Source organism: Acidobacteriota bacterium (assembly GCA_039030395.1).
Classification (GTDB): domain Bacteria; phylum Acidobacteriota; class Thermoanaerobaculia; order Multivoradales; family JBCCEF01; genus JBCCEF01.
On sequence record JBCCEF010000003.1, the window covers coordinates 274,493 to 290,783 of the forward strand.

13 protein-coding genes are annotated in these 16,291 nt (G+C 65.6%); all 13 read left to right on the forward strand.

Going from position 1 to position 16,291, the window contains the following annotated elements:
* Positions 1 to 20: 20 nt before the first annotated feature.
* The gene (locus tag AAF481_05455) at positions 21 to 1,385 is read left to right on the forward strand and encodes a M20/M25/M40 family metallo-hydrolase (protein MEM7480599.1); all 1,365 of its coding nucleotides are present in this window, start codon (positions 21 to 23) and stop codon (positions 1,383 to 1,385) included.
* Between the two features lie 192 nt (positions 1,386 to 1,577).
* Positions 1,578 to 2,090 carry a prepilin-type N-terminal cleavage/methylation domain-containing protein gene (locus AAF481_05460; GenBank protein MEM7480600.1) on the forward strand — a complete coding sequence of 171 codons (513 nt, stop codon included), beginning with the start codon at positions 1,578 to 1,580 and terminating at the stop codon, positions 2,088 to 2,090.
* Positions 2,091 to 2,155: 65 nt separating this feature from the next.
* Positions 2,156 to 4,516: a hypothetical protein gene (locus AAF481_05465; GenBank protein ID MEM7480601.1), complete on the forward strand. Its 2,361-nt coding sequence runs from the start codon at positions 2,156 to 2,158 to the stop codon at positions 4,514 to 4,516.
* Positions 4,517 to 4,528: 12 nt separating this feature from the next.
* Positions 4,529 to 5,302: a prepilin peptidase gene (locus AAF481_05470; protein ID MEM7480602.1), complete on the forward strand. Its 774-nt coding sequence runs from the start codon at positions 4,529 to 4,531 to the stop codon at positions 5,300 to 5,302.
* Positions 5,299 to 7,116, forward strand: coding sequence for an ATP-binding protein (locus tag AAF481_05475; protein MEM7480603.1), 1,818 nt, complete (start codon positions 5,299 to 5,301; stop codon positions 7,114 to 7,116). Before AAF481_05470 ends, AAF481_05475 begins: the two co-directional genes overlap by 4 nt.
* 130 nt (positions 7,117 to 7,246) lie before the next feature.
* Complete coding sequence (locus tag AAF481_05480) at positions 7,247 to 7,876, forward strand: prepilin-type N-terminal cleavage/methylation domain-containing protein (protein ID MEM7480604.1); 630 nt, start codon at positions 7,247 to 7,249, stop codon at positions 7,874 to 7,876.
* Positions 7,876 to 8,508 (forward strand): hypothetical protein, encoded by a 633-nt coding sequence (locus tag AAF481_05485; GenBank protein MEM7480605.1) that lies wholly within the window; start codon positions 7,876 to 7,878, stop codon positions 8,506 to 8,508. The genes AAF481_05480 and AAF481_05485 overlap by 1 nt, the downstream gene beginning before the upstream one ends.
* Before the next feature lie 26 nt (positions 8,509 to 8,534).
* Positions 8,535 to 9,917, forward strand: a complete 1,383-nt coding sequence (locus tag AAF481_05490; GenBank protein ID MEM7480606.1) for a prepilin-type N-terminal cleavage/methylation domain-containing protein — start codon at positions 8,535 to 8,537, stop codon at positions 9,915 to 9,917.
* A gap of 53 nt (positions 9,918 to 9,970) precedes the next feature.
* Positions 9,971 to 10,513, forward strand: a complete 543-nt coding sequence (locus tag AAF481_05495; protein MEM7480607.1) for a PilX N-terminal domain-containing pilus assembly protein — start codon at positions 9,971 to 9,973, stop codon at positions 10,511 to 10,513.
* Positions 10,514 to 10,545: 32 nt separating this feature from the next.
* Positions 10,546 to 14,220: a PilC/PilY family type IV pilus protein gene (locus AAF481_05500; protein MEM7480608.1), complete on the forward strand. Its 3,675-nt coding sequence runs from the start codon at positions 10,546 to 10,548 to the stop codon at positions 14,218 to 14,220.
* On the forward strand, positions 14,220 to 14,900 hold the full coding sequence (locus tag AAF481_05505; protein ID MEM7480609.1) for an FxLYD domain-containing protein: 681 nt from the start codon (positions 14,220 to 14,222) through the stop codon (positions 14,898 to 14,900). Before AAF481_05500 ends, AAF481_05505 begins: the two co-directional genes overlap by 1 nt.
* A gap of 297 nt (positions 14,901 to 15,197) precedes the next feature.
* The gene (locus AAF481_05510) at positions 15,198 to 15,368 is read left to right on the forward strand and encodes a hypothetical protein (GenBank protein ID MEM7480610.1); all 171 of its coding nucleotides are present in this window, start codon (positions 15,198 to 15,200) and stop codon (positions 15,366 to 15,368) included.
* Between the two features lie 46 nt (positions 15,369 to 15,414).
* On the forward strand, positions 15,415 to 16,152 hold the full coding sequence (locus tag AAF481_05515) for a hypothetical protein (protein ID MEM7480611.1): 738 nt from the start codon (positions 15,415 to 15,417) through the stop codon (positions 16,150 to 16,152).
* Positions 16,153 to 16,291 lie beyond the last annotated feature (139 nt).

The following is a 16,291-nucleotide window of genomic DNA, read 5'->3' on the forward strand; positions in this document are numbered from 1 at the left end:
GGCCTGACGAGATTCTCTCGGTGCGATTCAACAGCACCCTAGGCATCGTCCTTGCGGTAGCGGCGCTATGCGCGGCGACGACCGAGGCCCAGCCGCCGCTATCGGAGGTGGGCCGCTGGCTGCAAGGCTATCTGCGCATCGACACCACCAACCCTCCCGGTGACGAGCATCGCGCGGCCTCCTACCTCGCCGACATACTCCACCGGGCCGGTATTTCCACCCGGCTGCTGGTGACCGCCGAGGGGCGGACCAGCCTGTACGCCGAGATCGAAGGCAAGCGCTCCGGAGAGGGCCTGCTGATGATGCACCACATGGACGTGGTGCCGCCGGGCCCCGGCTGGACCTTCGAGCCCTTCGCCGGCGATCTGGAGGCGGGTAAGCTGCGCGGCCGCGGCGCGATCGACGTCAAGAGCCTCGGTGTGGCCCAGGTGGCGGCGCTGGTGGCGCTCAAGAAAAGCGGGGTGCCCCCGGAGCGCGGCGTCGCCCTGTTGGCGGTGGCCGACGAGGAGACCGGCGGCGGCCAGGGGACGGCGTGGCTATGGGAGCACCACCCGGAGATCTTCGACGGCGTGGCGGCGGTCCTCAATGAGGGGGGCAGCAACCGCAAGCCTCCGGCCGGCCTTTTGTGGTGGGGGGTCGAAACCTCCCAGAAGCGGCCCCTCTGGCTGCGGGTCTCGGCCCAGGGCCGTGGGGGGCACGGTTCCGGCCTCAATCCGCACAGCGCCATGCACAAGCTCATCCGAGGCCTGTCGCGGCTGGTGGATCGGCCTCCGACCTATCGGGTGACCGAGGCCGCCCGGACCTACCTGAGGGCGATCGCCGATCTCGAGAGCCCGATGTTCCGCGGGCACTACCGCGATGTCGATGCCTACGTCTTACCCGACGGGCCAACGGGACCGATGCTGCCGGGGGTCGCCAACCTGTTTCTGGACACGGTGCAGGTGACGGTGATCGAGGGCAGCGAAGGGATCAACATTGTACCGGAGCGCGCCTCGGCGCTGCTCGATGTGCGCCTGTTGCCGGAAACCGATGCCGACGCCTTTCTCGCCGATCTGCGCGCCGCCTTGGGCAGCGGTTTCGAGGTGGAGGTGTTGGTCGCCTCACCGCCGGCCGATTCCTCGTCCACGGACACTCGCCTCTTCCGGGTCCTCACCCGCGTTCTCGAGCCGGAGGCTCCGGTGGTGCCGGCGTTGATTGCGGGCTTCACGGATTCCCGCTTCTTTCGTGAGCGGGGGATTCCCACCTACGGTTTCTCACCCTTCGTTCTGAGCGGACCGGAACTCTCCGGCATCCACGGGCCGGACGAGGAAATCCCGGTGGCGGAACTCGATGCCGGCACGGCTCGCCTGCTGCGGGTGGTTCAAGAGTACGCCTATGAGCAATGACCCCTGAGCGCTGCAATGGAACGGAAGGGGCCTGACACAGTTTGTCAGTCCGTCTCGAAAAGCCCCATTTTCTTTGGTGGATTTGCCGGTATGCATTTTGCTTCTTAAGGAGGCTGTGGCGAAAGTCCTATGGATCTATGGGTCGTGCGCCACGGCTCCTGGCATGGGAAGTCATTGGAAGGGAGGGGTTGAATGTTTTTTTTGAATCGTCGCAAACAGGGTTTCACCCTGATCGAGTTGTTGATCGTTGTCGCCATCATCGGGATCATCGCGGCTTTGCTGGTGCCCAATCTGATCGACGCGCTACAGAAGTCCAAACAGAAGCGGACCATGATGGATGCCCGCAATGTCGGCAATTCGATGATGGCCTGGTTGACGGATCAGGCAAGCGCCGCCGCCGCCGGTGCTTCTAGCACCATCGACCTCGGCGACTGGACGGGGGTCAGCACGATTCCCGCTCTGCGTTCGGCGCTGGTCCCCCAGTACATCCAGGAGATTCCGGTGCGGGACGGCTGGAAGCGGACCTTCTACTACCGCATGGATCTGAGCGGAGTCGGCAAGGAGAAGCGCTTCATGATCGCCAGCGGTGGGCGCGATCTCAACCTGCCCGCGGGCACCTACACGGTGGGTTCCTTCGACCCGACGGACTACGATCAGGACATCCTGTGGGCCGATGGATTCTTCCTCCGCTGGCCTCAAAAGTAGCGACTTCTCGGGCGCTGCCGGGTCCATTCGGACCCGCCTGACGGCCGCGGGTTAGACTCCCGCTCATGGTGCCTTTTGCGCACAGGCGCGGCTTGCCGGTGGTGCTCGGGGCCACCGTGGTGGGTTGCTTCTTCGGGATTCTGGCCCTACCCGATCGCCTCCTCGCGACCCGCGACTTCGCGTTCTTCCACCTTCCCCTGCGGCTGAACTTCGCTCGCCTCCTCGGTGAGGGGGTTCCGTACTGGAACCCTTGGATCCATGCTGGGCAACCGCTGCTGTCGAATCCGAGCTACGGGGCCTTCTACCCGCTCAGTTGGATCGTCCTGGTGTGCGATCCGGGCTATGCCCTCGGTTGGCAGGTGCTGCTGCACGGGGGGATCGCCTTCGGCGGCGCCTGGTATTTGGCTCGGCGGTTGGGGTGTGGGTCGGGCGCGGCGGCCCTGGCAGCCATTGCCTACACCGGCGCCGGCGCTTTCCTTTCGCTGCTCCACGCCTACACCATGTTCGGTGGCATGGCCTGGTTCCCCTGGATTCTGGCGGCCGGCGACGCCCTCGCCGCCGCGGGGCCCTTTCGCTGGCGTCCGGCTCTTGCCGCCGGCGGTGCTCTGGCGATGCAACTCCTGAACGGGGAGCCGACCACCGCCCTTCTCGGGGGGCTCGCCCTGGTCGCTTTCGTCGTCCGCGGTCCCCTTTCTCCGCCGGGTCTCCTGCGCTCCGTCGCCCGGGTGGCCGTGCCGGTGGTCCTGGCGCTGATCCTGGCGGCGCCGCAACTTCTCGCCACCGGCGCTCGGCTGGCAGACTCGCCGCGCCAGGAGGCTCTCGATGTCGCCACCGCCACGGTTTGGTCCGCCCCGCCGGAGCGCTTGGTGGAGTTGATGCTGCCGCGCGCCTTCGGCGATCCGGTGCGCTGGGAGGAGGGGCTCTACTTCGGCTCCGATCTGCACGACCGGCAGTTCCCGTACCTGCTCTCCATCTACCCCGGTCTGCTGGTGGCCTTGCTGGCCATCGCCGCCCTGTGGCGCGGCTGCCCGCGGCGCAACGCCTGGCTGGCGATGCTTGCCGGCGGCCTGTTCCTCGGTCTCGGTCACCACAATCCCGTCTACCCGTGGCTGCATGAGCATCTGCCGCTCCTCGGCCGCCTGCGCTACCCGGAGAAGTTCTTGCTGCTCGCCCTCGCCGCGCTGCCCTTCGTGGCGGCCCTCGGCTGGCAGCGGCTGCTCGACCAGCGGGGTCGAGGTGAAGAACGACTGCCCCTGGTCCTCACGCTGGTCGCGGCGGCGGTGGCCCTGCTGGTGGCGGTGGTTTTCTGGTTGGGACCGAACGGGCTGAGTCCATGGGTGGTGTCCGGCTCCCTCGCCGTGGCCAGCGCCGCGGCGGTGTCCGAGGCGCTGGGGTTTCTCGCGCGGCAACACGCACTGACCGTGGGGGTGGCGGTGATCGGCGCGGCGATCCTGTGGTGCGTGCGCCTCCGACGGGTACCGGCGGCAGCGCTGTCGGCGGCGTTGGCGCTGCTGGTCGGTGGGGATTTGCTGTGGACCGGGTCGGGGCTGGTGCGCACCCTGCCGGCGGCGGACCTGGCCCGCCCGCCGGCCGCCATCGCGCCCTTTCTGCCGCTCGACTCCCGGTTGTTCGTCGACGAACTGTTCCACCCGCTGGGCGGCGGTTTTCGGCGCGATGCCGGACCGCGGCCGGGGCTCGCCTACGAGTACACCAAGACCGCCCGCCTAGACCCCTACGTCGGCAATCTTTGGGACGTGCCCTACGCCCTGCACGCGGACTACGACCTGATGCTCACCGAGTGGGGGCGCCACGGCCTCCACCGGCTGCGGTTGGACGCCTCCCACACGGTCCGCACCGCGGCTCTGCTGGGGGCCTGGAACGTCGGGTATTTGATTCTGCGCGGCGCTGAGCCGGAGGCCCCGGTCGAGGTGCGGGAGAACGGCTGGGCTCTGCCGCGCTATCGCTTCGTGCCGCGGGTGCACTGGCACCGTGAGCGCCAGGCGGCGGTCGACGCGCAGCGCGCCGGGGCGATGGACTACCGGGCCCTCGACCACTGGATCGTCCCCGCGGGCGCGGGGCTGGGAGAGCGGGTGGAAGAGCGCCCGGAGGCTCGCATTACCTGGCTGTGGGACCGCGGTTCGCGCATCGAACTCGACTACGAGGCGGCGGCCCCGGGCGGGTTTCTGGTGATCGCCTCGACCTTCGATGACCACTGGCGCGCCAGCGTCGATGGCGAGGTGCTGACGGTGGTCCCCACCGCCCTCGGGCAGATCGGCGTCGTCGCGCCGCCGGGCGCTCACCGGCTGGAACTCTCCTTCCGCGATCCGATGGTGGATCTCGGCGTCGTCATCGGCCTGCTCGCTTGGGGAATTCTCGCGCCCTTGATCTGGTGGCGTGGCGGCCGCTCCTCGGCGCCGGTGGCGTAGAATCCCGGCGTCGTGCTCTTCGACCTTCTGGCGAATGCCTACGCCGCAGTCTTCGGCCTCGCCATCGGCAGCTATCTCAACGTCGTCATTCATCGGTTGCCGCGCGGGCTGTCGACCATCGCTCCCCGTTCCCGCTGTCCCGTCTGCCGTTCGGCGATTCGCCATCGGGACAATGTTCCGGTGCTCAGCTATCTGTTGCTCGGCGGCCGCTGCCGCTGCTGCTGGGTGCCGATCAGCCCGCGCTATGCGCTGGTGGAGGCGCTGACGGCGGTGCTCTTTGTGGGCTGCCTGCAGGCCTTTGGCATTTCCCTGGGCGCTATGGTGGCGATGCTCTTCGTCAGTCTCCTCGTCGCCCTCGCCGGCATTGACCTCGACCACTACATCCTGCCGGACCGGTTGACCCTGCCGGGCATCGCCGTCGGCCTGCTGCTTCAGCCTTGGGCGCCCTGGACGGACTTCGCCGGTGCGCTGATCGGGACGCTGGCCGGCGGTGGTGTGTTGCTCGCCGTTTGGGGCCTCTGGTACCTGCTGCGCCGGGAGGAAGGGATGGGATTGGGAGACGTCAAGATGCTGGCGATGGTCGGCGCCTTCCTCGGCTGGAAGGGCATGGCGGTGACCTTTCTGGTGGCCACCGCCGCCGGCGCGCTGATCGGCGTGGCGCTGATCGTCTCCGGCCGCTCCGGGCGGCGGGCAAAGCTGCCCTTCGGGGTGTTTCTGTCCCTGGGCGCGCTGGTCGGCCTGTTCTGGGGGCCGCCACTGGTCGATGCCTATTTGGAGCTGCTGTGACGGAACCGTCGGCGGCGAGAAAGGCGAGGGGGTTGCGGCGCTTCGGCCGCCTGGGGCTACGCGGCGAACTGCTGGTGCTGCCACCGACGGCTCTGCTGCTGCTGCTGGTGTTGTCGTCCTTCACCCTGCTGTCCTATCGCAGCGGCCTCGATCTGCTGGCCGAAGAGCGCCGCGACCGGGCCGCTCGCCTGGCCGCGGCGGCGGCGGCGGAGCTCGCCTCGGCCGGCGGCGCGGTGAGCGCCCGCGAGTTGAGCCGCCTGGCGCCGCAGGCCCTCGGTGTCGCCCTGCTCGACCGGCGGGGCGTTGCGCGAGTGCGCACCGGCACCCTTTCCGAGGATTCGCCGGCGCTGCCGGCGGGTGCCCAGGAGATCGTCGGAGCGCGCGGCTATGGCCCCAATGGCCGGTTGCCCTACTCGGTGGTGGGCATCGCGCCCCTCGGACCGGCCGCGAACCGGCGCTTTGTGCGGGTGGATCTTGAGGCGGCGGAGCTGGGGGCGCAGCTACGCAGTTCCCGGGTGCTCGCTTGGGTGGTGCTGCCGGCCAATGCGGCGGTGCTGCTGCTGGTGCTGTTTTTCCTGCGTCACTCCCTGTCGCCCTTCGAAAAGCTGCTCGAGCGCGCCCGCAGCCTGCGGGACGAGGGCGGAGGAGAGGTGGCCGGGGACGACGAGGTGCAGTTCCTCCTCGCCACCTTCGAGCGCGCCCTGGCCTCCCTCGGAGCGGCCCACGCCGGCCCTTCGCCGGGCGGCGGCGAAGAGGAACTCGAAGCGATCAGCCGCACCCTCACTCGCAGTCTCGACAGCGGGGTTTTGCTGCTCGACGCACAAGGCCGGGTGATCGCCCTCAACGAAGTGGGGGCGGAGCTTCTCGACATCGAGCCGCCGCCGTCCGGGACGGCGCTGCGCGACGCCCTGGCGGAGCGCTCGGCCCTTGCCGAGGTGCTCGGCGAGGCGGCCGCCACGGGTCGCGGTTTGCGGCGCAAGGAGCTTCCCCTGGCGACCGGCGACGGCCCTCGCACCATCGGCATCACCCTCCACCCGTTGCGCCGTGACGACGGGGCGGTGCGCGGTCACCTGGCCCTCTTTGCGGACCTCACGGAGAGTCAGCGGCGGGCCCGGGAAAACCACCTGACGGACAGCCTGGAACGCCTCGGCGAGCTGGCCGGCGGCGTGGCCCATGAGCTGCGCAACAGCCTGGCGACCTTGAAGGGGTATCTGACCCTGATCGACCGGGCGCCGGAAGACGAGTCGATCCGCGACTACCTGACCGAGATCCGGCGCGAGGCGGATCACCTGCAGCGGGTGCTGGAGGACTTCCTCGCCTTCGCCCGGCCCGGGTCGGTGCGCTTGGAGGAGATCGCTTTATCGGAGCTGGTGCGCCGGGCGGTAGCCGATCCGGCCCTGGGCGGGGCCGTTCGGTGGGTCGGTGGGGAGGAGAGTCGCGGACCGACCATCGAGGGCGACCGGCAGCTCCTCGAGCGGGCGGTGCGCAATCTGCTGCACAACGCAGTGGAGGCGGAGCGCGAGGCCGGGCGCTTGCCGGCGCCGGAAGCTTGGGTGGAGGACGCCGAGGGCGGTGCCTCCGTGCTGGTGGCGGATCGCGGCGCCGGAATCTCGCCGGAGATGCGCGAACGGCTCTTCCACCCCTTCGCCACCGGCCGGCCCGGCGGTGTCGGGTTGGGACTGGCGCTCAGTCACCGCATCGTGACCCTGCACGGCGGATCCCTCGTCCTCGAAGATCAGTCCGGCGGCGGAACACGGGCACGGATCCATCTGCCGTATGACGCATCTGTTACGATTCGTAACGATTTGGATTGAAACGGTACCGTCGTCAGAATGGACTTGGATGGCTTAACGTACTGGAATCAAGTTCTTTATGAGGCAACCGGTGGTTCCGCCGAGGGCTGGCAAGGCCTTTGCTCCTCTCTGCAGCCGTCAAGGAGAAGGTATGAAGAGTCGAAAGTTTCACAGAAGGGATGGGGGCTTTACCCTGGTCGAGATGCTGATCGTGGTGGTGTTGATCCTGGTGATCGCCGCGATCACCTGGCCGGCCCTCCATCGCATGCTGCTGCGCAACAAGATCCAGGGGGCGGCGCAGGAGTTCTCGATGCAGGTCCAGCGCGCCAAGATCGAAGCCGTCAAGCGCGGCGTACCGGCGGTGGTGCGGGTCGACTTCGCATCCGACGAGGTGTATTCCTTCGTCGACCTGGACAACAGTGGAACCTTCAATCCGGTGGGTGGTTCCCAGCCCGGAACGACAGACTTCGAGATCAATCGACGCCAGATCCCCACCACCCTCGCCTTCTGGGCGCCGGCGGACGGCGCACCGGAAGGGGTGACGGCGGTGAATGGCTTGACGGCGGTGCCCGGTTCGCCGGGCGATCCCCATCAGGCGGTGCTGGAGGCGGATGGTTCGGTGCGGGACGTTGGCGCCTTCCGATTGGCGGACACCTACGGCAACTTCTTCGAGATTTGGATCTCGCCGGAGGCTTCAGCCTTGGTTCGGTTGCGCAAATGGAACGGCACGGCATTCAAAGAGCAAGGTGAAGGGGGAACGTCATGGAAATGGACCTACTGATGGCGACCGGGAGGCGCGCGCGTCGGCCATCGCGCGGTGAGGCGGGAATCGGCTTGGTGGAGGCGCTCATCGCCATGGCGCTGTTGCTGGTGGTGGCGATCAGCATTCTGCCGCTCTTCACCCGCTCGATGTCCAACAACGTGGCCGGCAGCCAGTCGACTCAGATCGCCAACCAGGCGCGTCGGCAACTGGAAAGCCTTTATCAATTGCCCTTCAACAATCAGGCGCTGGAGATCACCGCTGGCAGCGAGCGGTTGACCACCGACTACTTTTCCTCCGGCGACCCCAAGGTGGAGGGCGATGAGTACTGGACCGCGACGGCGCCCAGCGGTACCGCCCGCACCGTGTGGACCCGCGACACCACCATTCGCCAGTACTCCCTCGGAGGAACGGTGACGGATTCCGACGCCGACGGCGTGCTGGACTTCATCCCCGGCCTCGAAGACAGCGACGATCCCGGTGACGACGACTACGGCTATTTCGATTCTCCCCTGGATGCCGGTACCGACCGGGGCTTCATCCACATCAAGGAAGTCGAAGTCCTGCTGCAGTACTCCGAAGGGGACCACACCGGCGAAGGCCTGGTGGGGCCGGTGCCGGACATGCGCATTCGAGTGCTGAAGCCTTTCTGATGTTCACTTCGCCTACGAGAGATCTCATGTTGATCGCACGACCTTCACGTCGCCGCCCATCGCACTTCCGCCGGCGCCGGGGTGGCTCCAGGCAACGGGGCTTCACCCTGACGGAATTGCTCATCACCCTGTTCGTCGTCGCCGAAATCTTGGTGGCGGCTTCGCTGCTGTTCGACGTCCACAACGAACTGGCGCGGGTGCAGACCAACGTCGCCAACATGCAGCAGTCCCTGCGCGGCGCGCAGCGGGACATGGTTGCGAAGGTGCGCATGGCGGGCCGCGGCGGCGTGCCGGCGCAATTGCCGACGGGACCCTCCGGTGGTCAGCCGATCTCCCGCGGAGTGGCGGTGTCGGTCACCAACAATGTCGGCGCCAACGTGCGCATCGTGCCCGCCGATACGGAGACCGCGGTGGTACCGGGAACGGACATTCTGCGGGTGCGGGGCATCTTCGAAAACCCCATCTATCAGGTGGTCTCTACGGCCCTCGGGGCGAGCGCCTCCCTCACCCTGCTGCCGGACGACGAAAGCCCGGCAACGGCCACCAGCGGCACCCTGCAAATCAACAATCCGTCGCCGACCGGGGTGCCGCAGGATCTCGAGGCGTTGGCCCCTCTTGGCGTCACGCCGAATCCCAACCTGCAGCGTGCCTTGATGCTGGTGAGCCCCCTCGACGACACCATCTACGCGGTGGTGCCGATCACCAACATCGCCAGCGTGCGCAGTGCCGTCACCGGCCAACTGACTCAGGTGACGCTCACCTTCGCCACCACCAGCGGCACTCACAACACTTCCTTTCGCACGCTCTTCACATCGTCCGGCAACCTGCCCAACAACCTCACCGGTGTGGCCTTTGCGGGCTTGCTCGAAGAGCACGTCTATTACGTGCGCGAAGTGCGGGCGATCCCCGGCGACGCGACCAGCGAGTTGACCCCGAAGCTCTCCCGGGCGGAGCTATTCCCAGGCACTAACGTGCCCCTGTCGGTGGAGCGCGGCAAGATCGATGTCGCCGACAACGTGATCGATTTCCAGGTCGCTCTAGGCTTCAACAGCAGCCTCCAGGGATACTTCGATCAGTCGCAGCTCGAACAACTGGTGATCACCGAGACGGCCGATGGCCAGAACGACGACTGGCTCTACAACTCGACCGCCGATGCGGACAGCAGCTCGCCTTGGGTCGGTCCTTGGGCGCCGGTGCCCGGCACACCGATGCCGGAATTGAACTACGTGCGGCTGTCGACTTTGGCCCGCACCGATCGCCGTGACTTTCAATACATCTCTCCGCCGATCGGCGCGATCGAGGATCGCGTCTACGGTGAAAGCGCTACGCCGGGGTCCGACGCCGAGCGTAGGGATCGAATGTTCCGCCGGCGCCTTTTGCAGACGGTGGTCGACCTGAGGAACCTCTAATGGTTTTTGACTCGAAACGCCCGCAAAATTTCTTCCACTGGCCAGGCCGGACTTTGCATTTCGCCGGCCGGCAGGGGGAACGCGGCAGTGCGTACATCGTGGTCTTGCTGGTGTTGGTGGTGCTGACCATTCTGGGCCTGTCCCTTGCCCTGCTGACCCAGACGGAACGTCAGATCGGCTCCAACGAGAAGACCCTCCAGCGCATCTTCTATGCCGCCGAGTCCGGCGTGGGAGTGGCCGTCAGCAAGGCGTTGACGCTGCCCGACAATCAGGCCATCGATTTGCGCCTGACGGAGCCGGTGGTCGGTCAGGTCGCCCTGCGTCACGATGTCCAGGTGTCGGCCATGCTGCCGATTCTCGACGCTCCCTGCAATCTCTGCCAAATCAATGAGCCGGCGGCCTTCAAAGAGATCAACCACGCCCTCGGCGCCACCGCCCGACGGGTCGGTTGGACCGGCAACAATCCAGACGACACGACCCTGCTGAGTCAAAAGTCGCTCAACTTGCAGATCGAAGTGCAGCCCTGGCAGGGGGCACCGCAGCAAATCTCCGACGGCCTGAACAATTCCGCCGGCATCGACCGCATCGTCCCGTGAGCGGGCTTTGATTTTCTTGGAGGTCTTTTGACATGAGCCGCAGCAAGCTTTTCTCGAATCCCTGGCTACGGCTGGCGTTGTGCCTGTCGCTGGTGGCCGGCATGGTCGCCGCCACGGCGAGCGCCGACGATCGCAGCCTGGTCAAGAGTCAGGAAGCGACGCCCTATGTGTTCATCCTGTTCGACACCACCGGCTCGATGAACTGGCCACCGGATCGAGCGGTCGATTTGCCGGAAGGCGTAGACAGCACGAACTCGCGCATGTACCAGGCCAAGCAGGCCATCTACAGTGTGCTGTCGACCGTCGACAACGTGAATTTCGGCTGGGGGACCTTCCCGAATCACAACGAACTGCGGGTAGCCAGCAAGCAGGTTTGCAACAGTCCGTCGGCGGGTTCCCTCTGCTTCAATCGCAACGACACCTGGTTCGGCGCCGGGGTGTGTGACGGCTGGGAGCCGAACGACGATTCTGACGATGACGACTTCCTCGGCGTCAACCTCAAGCAATTGACGATCGACAACCCTTACGACGCCAGCCTGCCGGCCGTCATGGACCACGGCGACGTGATCCCGATGCACTGGGATCGCGACAACCGGACCCTGATCCGCCGGCGCCTGGCCCCGAACCTCAATCTCGACGGCGACGGCGACGGCGTGGCGGCCTGGCTAGATAGCGATGACCCGGAAGCCACCCCGAGCTTCGGCGCCAGCCGGTTCATCAACGACTTCCCCTTCTTGGGGGACGGAGCCGACTTCTTCAACCGTGCCCTGGGGCTGGTGAATCCCGTTGCCAAGCCGCTGATCGGCCGCGGCGCCACGCCGCTGGCTGCGGCGCTGCGCAACTTCAACAGTCACTACGTCCTGTGGGAGCCGGTCGCCAAGCAGAACGACGCCCGCTTCGGCTGCAAGCAGGTCTACGTGATCCTGCTGACGGATGGTGAGGACACCTGCCAAGCGGACGACGGCTCGCGCGAGACGGAGCCGGTCAAGGCGGTGCAGGAGCTGTGGGGTGATCGCAAAGTCAAGACCTGGGTGGTCGGCTATGCGGTCAACAACAAGACCGTGCTCAACAACATGGCGCAGGCCGGCCAGACGAGCGCCAGCTCGGTCGATTCCACCACCACCGACGACGCTTTCTTTCCCAGCAATCAGGCGGAGTTGGTGAACGCCTTCAACAACATCTTCAACGGGATTCGCCGGGAGGCCCAGAGCTTCGCCTCGGCCGCCGTGCCGCAGTCCCAGGCGAACTCCGCCGACAAGATTTTCCTGTCGAGCTTCCTGCCGGTGGCGGGGGCCGAAGTCTGGCCCGGTACGATCGACGCCTATCTCCGGCCGTTGCCCCTCAAGGATCAAACGGTGACCCTGCCAAACGGTACGACGGAGGTCCGCCAAGTGCCGGATCGCGACGAGCGCTGCTCGGCTTCGCGGCAGAGCGCATGCCGCCTGTGGGACGGCGGTGAACAGCTCCTGCTGCAGGCTCCGAGCGAGTCTCAGCTCGATGCCAGGCAGTACAACCTAGGGCTGGGTGCGAACCAACGGCGGGTGTATTACGGAGGGACCAACGCCAGCGGAGACGCGGTGCGCCGGCGCTTCGTCAACAACACTCTGTCGAACGGCCGCGCTCGCGAGATCATGCGTCTGATGGGTTGCGGCCAGCTCGGTTCGGTCTTCCCGGACTGCACCGCCAGCACGGCCAACCTGGACGAGCTGCACAAGGTCCTGCGATTCGTGCACGAGGTCAAGTCCTACGAGGATCCGGACCAGGCGGGGGTCGACATCGACTACCTGCTGGGCGAGATTTTCCACTCGGACCCTCTGGTCACCGGTTCGCCGGACAGTTTCCGCTTCTACGCCAATGATTTCTTCGGCGACTTCCACGGCGTTGACGAGACCCGGCCGACGGCATCTCTACTCGCCCAGGGTTTCGACGAGGCGTGTGAGGTCAACTCCCCTTACACCAAGAAGAATCCCGGCTACATCTGTTTCTTCGAGCGCCACAAATACCGCCGAAAGTCGCTCTTCGTAGGTTCCAACGACGGCCAAATGCACGTTTTCGACGCCGGAATCTTCGACGGTACTCGCGACAGCACCACCGGCGTGGTCACCGGCTCGTTCACCGACGGCACCGGCCGCGAGCTGTTCTCCTACGTACCCCGCGGCGTGATGCCGACCCTTGAGAAGATGGCGAACGGCGCCGTCGAGCAGTACGGCGTGGACGGCTCCATTCGGGTGGCCGATGTCTTCATCGGCCCGACGGCGACGGACAAGGAGTGGCGCACCGTGGCGGTGGGTGGACTGCGTGAAGGGGGGGTCGGTTACTACGCCCTCGACGTCACCCAGCCGGACATTCTGGGCGCCGGCAACATCCCGGCGCCGCGCTCCGGCTCCCCGAAGTACGTACCGTCCTGCTCCAACCAGGCCACCGGCTGTTCAAAGAAGTATCCGGACGTCCTGTGGGAGTTCGCCGACATGTGCCTCAACACCTTCACCGGCGCTCCGGAGCCCTGTGACGACGACGCCAACGGTCTTCCGGACCTGGCCGACGGTTGGTCGCGGCCGGTGGTCGGGGTGATCGACGTGTGCGACGGCACCAACTGCGGCCCCGGCGGCTCGGATGTGGTGAAGAAGTTCGTCGCCATCTTCGGCGGTGGTCTCGATCCCGCCAGCATCGGCGCGCGGGGCAACTTCATCTACATGGTGGACGTCGAGACCGGCGAGACCCTCTACAAGCGCGAGGTGATCGGCAGCGTGCCGAGCGAGCCGGCGGCCGTCGATACGGACCAGGACGGTATTCTCGACACCATCTATGTCGGCACTACCGCCGGCTACATGTACAAGGTCGACCTGCGCGAGAGGGTGCAGATCGTCAACGTCTCCGGCGTCGGCAAGCGGATCACCGATGCCAAGTGGACCCCGTTCCAGATCTTCGACGCCGGTCCGCGGCCGATCTTCTATCCGCCGTCGGTGATCTTCGTCGGCAAGCTCGGCCGCTACGCGGTGGCCTTCGGCACCGGCTACCGCGAGGACCTGTGGGGGCCGCGGACGGAAACGGCGCGCTTCTTCGTGGTGCTCGACGAGCTCGTCGATTCGAGCTCCGACCCGGCCGTGATCCGGCCCTTCGAGCGGGGTGACTTCCCGTCGAAGCTGCCGCTGGATTCGTCGGACCTGCGCTCGATCGATCCGGAGGGGTCGCCCTTCACCGGCGATCCCGACTTCCTGACGGCGCCGGGGACTTTCGATCCCGGCTGGTACATGGAACTGCTGTCGCGTGAGAAGGTGATCGCTTCGCCCTTCGCGCTCTCCGGCCTGCTGGTGTTCCTGACCTTCCAGCCGGAAGAGATCATCGATGGCGGTAGCCGCACCTGTGCGAACCGCGGCCAGGGGCGCTCCTTCGCGGTACTCACCACCAACGGCAACCCGGTGGCCGGCAGCAGCCGGTACGCCGTGATCGACGATCTGCCCACCGGTGCGTACACGGAATTGGGAATCACTAAGAACCCCGATCCCAGCGCCCAGGCCGGTGAGATCGAAGAAGCGATTCCGGAGTCTCTCGAATCGGTGATGGCAGGCCTCCAAAAGCTCATGCCGGAGAACTGCAATTTCGCCAACTACACGGTGAACGTGAAGACCCGGCGAGCCGACACGGGGGTTGAGTTCATCGCTCCGGTACCGGTCTGTATCGTACAAAAGAACTGGAAGGAGTATTGATGCCCCGAACGCGCTGGTTCGCACTGGTTCTGATCGTCGCGCTATGGGCACCCGTCGCTTCGGCCGACATCCTGGTGCTCAAGGATGGCACCGCCGTCCAAACCGAGGGCGAGTGGGAGGTCAAGGGACGGCTGGTGGTGTTCACCTCCGCCGCCGGCACCTTGTCCTCCATGCGCTTGACGGAGATCGACCTCGACGCCAGCCGGCAAGCGACGCAGGAAGCTCTGCGCGCCGCCATGGCGCCGCCGGCAGAGTCTAGCCCTGAGGAGCGGCCCAAGGCGGTGCTGGTACTGAAGGACGGAGACGTACCGAAGGCGGTGCCGCCGGCGGCCGATGGCGAGGCGAACGAGAAGGCAGTGGAAGGCACCGCCAGCGGCACCGTTGAGGTCATCGAGTGGAACGTCGATCTACCGAGCGATCGCGACGGCGCGGTGGTCTCTGGCCGGCTGCGCAACAACGGCTCCACCATCGCCGTCGGCATCCAGCTCGAAGTGCTGGCCTACGACTCTGACGGCACCCTTCTCGGCAAGATGGCGGCGGACGTCGTCCGCCGGCCCGTCGCCCCGGGGCGGGTGGTGGATTTCGAGGCGCTCTTCCGCGGCATCTACAACATCACCGCCGCCAAGTTCGTGGTGCAGTCGGACACCTTCGACGAGCAGCAGCTAGAGCCGGCGTCTTGATCTGCTGTCGAGGTCGGAATTTTTCCTTATTTGAAGGGGGTTTGCTATACAAGAGATGAGGACTTGGTTGAAGTTGGCGCTCGAGAGTGCTAAAAGAGTTTCAGTCGTCAAAGGTCATGAGGCATGATGGTCCCTGTTGTACACTGCAATTGCTCGGATCTTCGAAGGATCCAAGGGCCATTCAATTGCCGCTAACGTACCCACTCTTGAGTGAAGTGGTCGGTTGGCCGAAAGGAGTCCATGGCAATGTGTAAGCCCCCGTTTTTTTCAGGGCCCAACGAGGATGTGGTGGAGGGCATGACGACCCTGCCAGATGGGGGGCACTACACCGATGCGGATTATTTGGCGACAACGGAGGAGTTTCAGCATCATCTCGTCGAGGTGCGTGAAATGGTGGAGTCCTACCTAAAGGTGCGCAGCGAGAAGCGCAACGGATCCTCTCAGGGTTTGGGCGGCTCGACCGGGTAGGAAGGTAGCCGCGCCACTCATCGGATAACCAATCATCGACTAGTCCTTGCCGTTCAATCTGCTTCTGCTCCCCCTTCTCGGGGGATACGTGCTACTCCACTCCACCTACTATTTTAGATATCGAGCAGTTGGATATTCAAATTACCGTCTAGTTTTCAACTCTGCAATTGCCGGTATTGCCCTGGGATTCCTCTCCCTACTCACCATTCGCGTAGTTTCTGAGTGGAGCTGGCTCCGTGAGCCGATCGGCATTTGGAAAAGCCTGGTGCCTTTTGAGTACAGCGGCACGGCAGCCGGTGCCCTTTTGTTGGCTCCCGCGATCGCTCTCTTCACCAATCTCGTGTGTGGGCGAGATCGCGCAGCCGAGCTCGTGATCGAGAAGCACGGTAGTGCCCTATTGAAGCTCTTTTTTCTCTCGCAGCAGGAGAAGAGTAGCGTTATGGTGACCCTGGGATCGGGCAAAGTCTATATCGGCACGGTGACCCTTTCGGACAACCTCGATCCCACCCATGTCACTCTTCTGCCCAGCGTCAGCGGCTACCGGGACCCGGACACTCAGGAGTTCAGCCTCACGACGACCTACGAACGGATCTATGGCGCCATCAAAGAGGCTCGTAAGAATCCGAAACTAGAGCACTCACCCTTTCGTCGAATGCGGGTCAGCGACTTTCAGATCGTGATTCCGATAGGAGACGTTCGACAGGCGACTCCCTTCCGCACCAATGTTCCTCAGACAGCCTTCCAGCTAGAGCGCTTCCATGAATCCCTGCACGACATGACCTAGCAGGGTGCTGAAAAAGCTCATCACCACCCTGCTCCGAGCCCAAGAGGCGAGGCGGCGCCGCAGGCGCCCTGGACGGGGTGAGCCCAAAAACGAGCAGGGCAGCTTGAGGGATCGGCCGAAAGCCTTTTTCAGCAACCTG

Coding starts and splice junctions, on each gene's coding strand:
- AAF481_05460 (MEM7480600.1), top strand. CDS start 1,578: ATGTTTTTTTTGAATCGTCGCAAACAGGGTTTCACCCTGATCGAGTTG.
- AAF481_05465 (MEM7480601.1), top strand. CDS start 2,156: ATGGTGCCTTTTGCGCACAGGCGCGGCTTGCCGGTGGTGCTCGGGGCC.
- AAF481_05480 (MEM7480604.1), top strand. CDS start 7,247: ATGAAGAGTCGAAAGTTTCACAGAAGGGATGGGGGCTTTACCCTGGTC.
- AAF481_05485 (MEM7480605.1), top strand. CDS start 7,876: ATGGCGACCGGGAGGCGCGCGCGTCGGCCATCGCGCGGTGAGGCGGGA.
- AAF481_05490 (MEM7480606.1), top strand. CDS start 8,535: ATGTTGATCGCACGACCTTCACGTCGCCGCCCATCGCACTTCCGCCGG.
- AAF481_05500 (MEM7480608.1), top strand. CDS start 10,546: ATGAGCCGCAGCAAGCTTTTCTCGAATCCCTGGCTACGGCTGGCGTTG.
- AAF481_05505 (MEM7480609.1), top strand. CDS start 14,220: ATGCCCCGAACGCGCTGGTTCGCACTGGTTCTGATCGTCGCGCTATGG.
- AAF481_05510 (MEM7480610.1), top strand. CDS start 15,198: ATGACGACCCTGCCAGATGGGGGGCACTACACCGATGCGGATTATTTG.